The following is a 1,100-nucleotide window of genomic DNA, read 5'->3' as shown; positions in this document are numbered from 1 at the left end:
CTGTGGTTTGCCGCGTGTGGCGATCAGCGCGTCCAGTTCCCGCGCCACCCGCTTGCCGGACAGCGAGGTGTCGGCCACCAGGGCCAGGCATTCGCGTGAGAAATCATCCACAACGGCCAGGATGCGGAACCGCCGGCCATCGCTGAACGCATCCGATACGAAATCCAGGCTCCAGCGCTGGTTGGGCCCCTGAGGCACATTCATCGGCGCCCGTGTGCCCAGCGCGCGTTTGCGACCCCGCCGCCGGCGTATCGCCAGCCCTTCCTCCCGGTAAATCCGCAGCAGCTTCTTATGGTTCACCGCCATCCCCTCCCGGGCCAGCAGATACCCCAGACGCCGGTAGCCGAACCGCCGCCGCGCCGATGCCAGTTCCCGCAGCCTTTGCCGCAAAGCACCGTCATCAGGGCGCCGCGACCGGTAGCGGATCGTCCGGCGATGCACTTTCAGGACAGAACAAGCCCGCCGCTCACTGACACCGAACGTTGCCCGCAGATGGGCAACCGTCCGGCGGCTGGCGGCGGGCCTTACCCCGGATTTGTCACCGGCAGCTGGCATTTTTCCGGATTTATTTTTGATAACAAGTAATTACCCTTATTTTGGAGCGGTTAAGAATTTACAGGGTGTTTTTCGGGATGCGGTTTGCGGATCATGGTCGGCGGGTGGTCATGGGGGCGTTTGACGGGGGAGAAATCACCTCGGATGCGGGCGGGCTGCTGTTGCGTGAGGTTGCCGGTCGGCTGAATTTGTTTGAGCGGATGGCGGCCTGTTTTGAGGACCGACGCAACCGTAAGCAGGTGACGCATGCGCTGCCCGATCTGCTGGCGCAGCGGGTCATCGCCATGGCGCTGGGATACGAGGACCTCAACGATCACGACCGGATGCGCCACGATCCGCTGTTGAAGGTGACGGCGGCAGCCAGGCCGCGGATAGCGGGTGGCGCGCCGTTGCCGGCGCTGGCCGGGAGTTCGACGCTGGGTCGGCTGGAGCGGCGTTTCGAGGAGGCCGACCGGCGTTATCACAAGTTCACCGCGCAGCCGTCACGCCTGCAGGATCTGTATGTCGAACTGTTCACCGGCAGTTATGCGACAGCGCCGGAGCGG

The 1,100-nt window shown here is 64.3% G+C and carries 1 protein-coding gene and 1 pseudogene; one reads left to right on the top strand and one right to left on the bottom strand.

From position 1 onward, the window contains the following. Positions 1-537 (bottom strand): annotated as a pseudogene (locus CHB97_RS25690) (DDE-type integrase/transposase/recombinase); the annotation flags it as partial. 95 nt (positions 538-632) lie between these two features. Between CHB97_RS25690 and CHB97_RS25685 the strand changes: the two are divergent. Further along, positions 633-1,100 (top strand): transposase (locus tag CHB97_RS25685; protein WP_200820142.1); only part of this gene is annotated, 468 nt, incomplete at its 3' end.

This window comes from Azospirillum sp. RU38E, assembly GCF_900188385.1.
Classification (GTDB): Bacteria; Pseudomonadota; Alphaproteobacteria; order Azospirillales; family Azospirillaceae; genus Niveispirillum.
This window is presented reverse-complemented; position numbering and strand designations above follow the sequence as displayed.